Raw genomic sequence first — 4021 nt, 5'->3', positions numbered from 1 at the left:
GGGTGTGGTGGTCGGCGGCGGCCACCACTCGCTCCTGCACGGCCGGTTCCTTCAGGATCGGCAGATTGACGACCTTGCGCCGAGAGGGCTCGGACATGGCCGCGACCACGGGCAGGATGTCCGGCCACAGGTCTTGTCGCTGGGTAGCCCGCACGTAGCCGGTCAGCACAGACTCGTCCTGGGCGGCTGCGATGTCTCCGAGCTCCCGCTTGAGGCCGTAGCTCACGTGGATGAGCAGTGACAGCAGCGCGGGGAGCAGCTCGTCCGGCTCGTCTTCCACACGCACTATGAGCGCTTCGAGGCGCTTGGAAGGAAGCATGCCGAAGAAATGGTCCATGCGGTTCTTGGAGCCCATATAGAAGGCGACCCGCAGCAGGGCCGCCTCGTCCTCGATCGCCTCGACCACTCCCCGTACGGCTTCGTCCGACACGAAATCCACGAACCGGCTCATCGTGACGAAGTCGCCACGCCGAGCCAGTTCCAACGCCACGTCGACCGCCCAGGCGGTTGGCAGGTTGGCGACGAGATCGCGCGTGCGGCGGGGATCGAGATCGACGCACACGTCCGCGGCGAAGGTGGTCGACATCCTCCTGGCGATCTCGACGCCTCGCCCGTGGGGCATCTCGGACGCGACCCTCGCCGTCAACAGGGGCCCGAGGCGGTGGGCGATCTGCAGTGTGACGGCGACGGGCAGGCGCTTGGCCACGGCAGCCATTCGCCCGAACAGCACCCGATCCTCGCGGTACAGCACTTCGTAGATCGCCATCCGCAGGCCACGCAGCTGCTCCGCGTCGACGTGGTCGAGGAAGCGGAGCTCCTCGGTATCGACGTCGAGCGTCAATCCGAGCTTGTCGAGCTCCGACTGGATGGCGAGCTGGCTCACGAGATCCTGCCCCCGCCCTCGGGCGTGCCGGAGCCACCGTCTGCCAATTGCAGGATCCAGACCACGAGCCGGCGGGGGAGCGGAGGGAGCGCGGCGCGGAACGACTCGTCGATGGCCCGCCGCCGGGTCGCCACCGCCTCGTCGATGGCGTCGCTCAGCAGTCCGATCTGCTCCGCGCCCAGGCCCCGCAGGGCGGACATGCTCGCCGCCGGCCGCCCGAGCTTGGCTGCGAGCTGATCCGAGTCAATCGCTCTCATCGCCGCCATCCACTCCCTCGCCTGCGACCGCCGGGCCGGCCATTCCCTCGAGCTGGCCTCCCGGGCCAGCCATTCCCTCGAGCTGGCCTCCTGGGCCAGCCATTCCCTCGAGCTCATCTGCCGGGCCGGCGGTCGCGAGCCGTAGCCGTCGGGCCGTCCATCCCGGATCCTCCGCGGGAGGACCGACCAGCGGGCAGCTGAAGCCCGTTGCGGGCGCGCAAGCGCGTCGAGGCCCTCGAATGGTCACGAAGGAGATCAGCCCGGCCGACGCGCACAGCCCGGCCGAGATGAACATGGCCACCCGGTAGCCGGAGGAGAAGGCGGCGGTGTTGATGGCAGAGCCCGCGGTGCTGATGCCTGCCAGAGCCGGGATGATCGCCACCGCCGCCAAGGCGGCGAAGCGGGCGACATCGTTGTTGACCGCCGACGCCACCCCTGCCCGCTCGGAGTCGACCGCACCGAGCGCGGTGGTGGTCAGGGCGGGAACGGTGAGCGTCATGCCGAGGCCCAGGACGATGGCCGCGGGCAGGACGCTGGAGGCGTAGCTGGCGCCAGGCACGACCCGGGCGAACAAGGCCATCCCCACTGCCGCCACCAGCGGCCCGACGGTCATTGGGATCCTCGGCCCTATCTGGGTGGCCAGCTTCCCGGAACGAGACGACAGGGCCAGGAGGATCAGCGTCAGCGGAAGGAGCGCCAGACCGGCCGACAACGCCGAGTAGTGGAGCACCTGCTGGAGCTGCAGGACACCGAGGAACGTGACCGTGCCCAATGCCGCGTAGATGGCGAAGGTGGCCTCGTTGGCACCGGCGAAGATCCGCGACCGGAAGATCGACAGCGGCAGCAGGGGATCGCGGGCTCGGGCCTCGTTGACCAGGAACCCGATGAGCAGGAGCCCGCCCGCCCCGATCACGGCGAGGGTGGCGGGTGAGGTCCAGCCTCGAGCCGGACCCTCGATGAGCGAATAGGTCACCCCGCCCAGGCCGAGCACGGCCAGCACCGGGCCCTGGATGTCGAGGGGACCTTGCTCACCGCCCTTCGACGACTCGGGGACATGGCGCCTGGCGACCCAGACGGCCAGGGCGGCCAACGGGAGGTTGATCAGGAACACGAGCCTCCAGGTCACCAGGGTCACCAGCACACCCCCGAGGAGGGGGCCGATGGCGCCGAAGACCCCGCCGAGCCCGGACCACGCTCCGATTGCTCGACCGCGGTCATCAGGGCGGAAGCTCGCCTCGATGATCGCCAGGCTCCCCGGCGTGAGCAGCGCGCCACCGATGCCCTGGATGGCCCGGGCCACGATGAGCAGCGGGGCCGACGGAGCGAGCCCGCACACGAGAGACGCGACGGCGAACCACACGAGGCCGATCACGAACAGCCGCCGTCGGCCGTAGCGATCTCCCAGGGCCCCCCCGAGCAGCAGGAAGGCCGACAGCGTGAGCGTGTACCCCGTGACCGTCCACTGCAGGTCGGCGAGACCGACGCCGAAGTCCCGCCCGATGCTGGGCAGGGCCACGTTCACCACGGTGGCATCCAGGAAGGCGACGCCCGACCCCAGCACGGTCGCCAGGAGGACCCACCGCCCGACGGGGCTCGAGAAGGACAGTCCGCCGGCATCCTTCGTGGTCTCGCTCACCGCCACCCCCGTTGGTCGCCGGATCAGCGCACCCCTGACTTTATTGGTGCCTCGACCCTCAGGCGTTGGCCTGGGCGCCCCTGCGGTACCACTCCTCGGCCTGGCCCGTCTCCCCCCGCATCTGGAGCATCTCCCCGAGGCGGCCCATGGCCTCGACCTGCCCGGACTCGGCGGCCCGGCGGAGCCACGCCTCGGCCTCCGACAGCTGCCCGCGCCGCGCGAGCAGCGCGCCCAGGTTCCCCATGGCGTCGACCTGACCCGCCTGGGCGGCCCGCTGGAACCAGATCCGCGCCTCGCCGACCTCGTCCCGCCGCTGGAGCATCACACCCAGGTTGTTCATGGCGTGGAGGTGCTCCGTCCCGGCCGCCCGCCGGTACCACCGCTCGGCATCGCCCACGTGGCCCTGTTGCTCCAGGCCGACGCCGAGGTTGTACATGGCGTCGGTCTGACCCGCGCCGGCAGCACGTAGGTACCACTCCTCGGCCTTGCTGGGGTCGTTCACCTCCGACAAGACGGCAAGGTTGTACATGGCCCGGGCATAACCGGACCGGGCGGCGCCGGCGAAGAGCTCGGTGGCCTCGGCGACCTGCCCCCGCCCGGCGAGCATCACGCCGAGATCGCACATGGCATCGGCGTGTCCGGCCCGGGCCCGCCGCCGGCAGGCCTCCTCGTCGGGGCCGTGGAGCACGACCCCGTCGTCGCGGCGCTCGTCGTCACCACGGTGAGCCCCGCGATGCTCGGTCTGCAGCCAGCGGGACCCGACAGCACGCGCCGCGGCCACGCCGCCGACCAGCACAACGACCCGCAGCAGCCGCGACTTTGGACGCCGGCCACGCCCCCAGCACCGAAGTCTTCCTTCAGCGCTCATCCCACCCCGGAATCGTCGCGGCCAGTCTCGCGCGCTACGGCGCGCGGCCGGAAGCCGCCCGGGACGAATCGGTGAACGGTGCCGGCGAGTTGAGCTGGTTCAGCTGCGGCAGCTAGCGCAGCAAGCGAAGGTTGGGCTTGTGTGAGGAGGACCTGCTGTCCGGATCGTGGTTCGCCATCTCGATCACGGCGGTCTCGAACAGGTCGTAGGCATCGGACAGCTCTTGGATCATCGCCTGCTGGAACCCGATCGCTTCCTGTTGGGACGCGATCAGCCGGCGATCCTCGGCGACGCGCGCTTCGAGTCGGTTGACGCGTGCAGAGAGCTCGGAGACCGTTCGGACTTCCATCGTCACCGTCCTTCTTGGTCTCGGTGGC

General features: G+C 70.4%; 5 protein-coding genes. All 5 read right to left on the bottom strand.

Translation table 11 applies throughout. From position 1 onward, the window contains the following. Positions 1 to 883, bottom strand: an 883-nt coding sequence (locus VGF64_00425; GenBank protein HEY1633192.1) for a hypothetical protein, incomplete at its 3' end; no start/stop codon positions are given. After that, on the bottom strand, positions 880 to 1140 hold the full coding sequence (locus tag VGF64_00420) for a hypothetical protein (GenBank protein HEY1633191.1): 261 nt from the start codon (positions 1138 to 1140) through the stop codon (positions 880 to 882). The genes VGF64_00420 and VGF64_00425, both read right to left, overlap by 4 nt. After that, positions 1127 to 2776 carry an MFS transporter gene (locus VGF64_00415; protein ID HEY1633190.1) on the bottom strand — a complete coding sequence of 550 codons (1650 nt, stop codon included), beginning with the start codon at positions 2774 to 2776 and terminating at the stop codon, positions 1127 to 1129. Before VGF64_00415 ends, VGF64_00420 begins: the two co-directional genes overlap by 14 nt. 58 nt (positions 2777 to 2834) lie before the next feature. After that, on the bottom strand, positions 2835 to 3644 hold the full coding sequence (locus VGF64_00410) for a tetratricopeptide repeat protein (protein HEY1633189.1): 810 nt from the start codon (positions 3642 to 3644) through the stop codon (positions 2835 to 2837). 112 nt (positions 3645 to 3756) lie between these two features. Further along, entirely contained in the window at positions 3757 to 3993 is a 237-nt protein-coding gene (locus tag VGF64_00405) for a hypothetical protein (GenBank protein ID HEY1633188.1), read from the bottom strand. Positions 3994 to 4021: the final 28 nt, after the last annotated feature.

The sequence above is a fragment of the Acidimicrobiales bacterium genome, from assembly GCA_036491125.1.
Taxonomy (GTDB): Bacteria; Actinomycetota; Acidimicrobiia; order Acidimicrobiales; family AC-9; genus AC-9.
The sequence above is the reverse complement of the archived record's forward strand: the minus strand, read 5'-3'. Positions and strand labels throughout refer to the sequence as shown.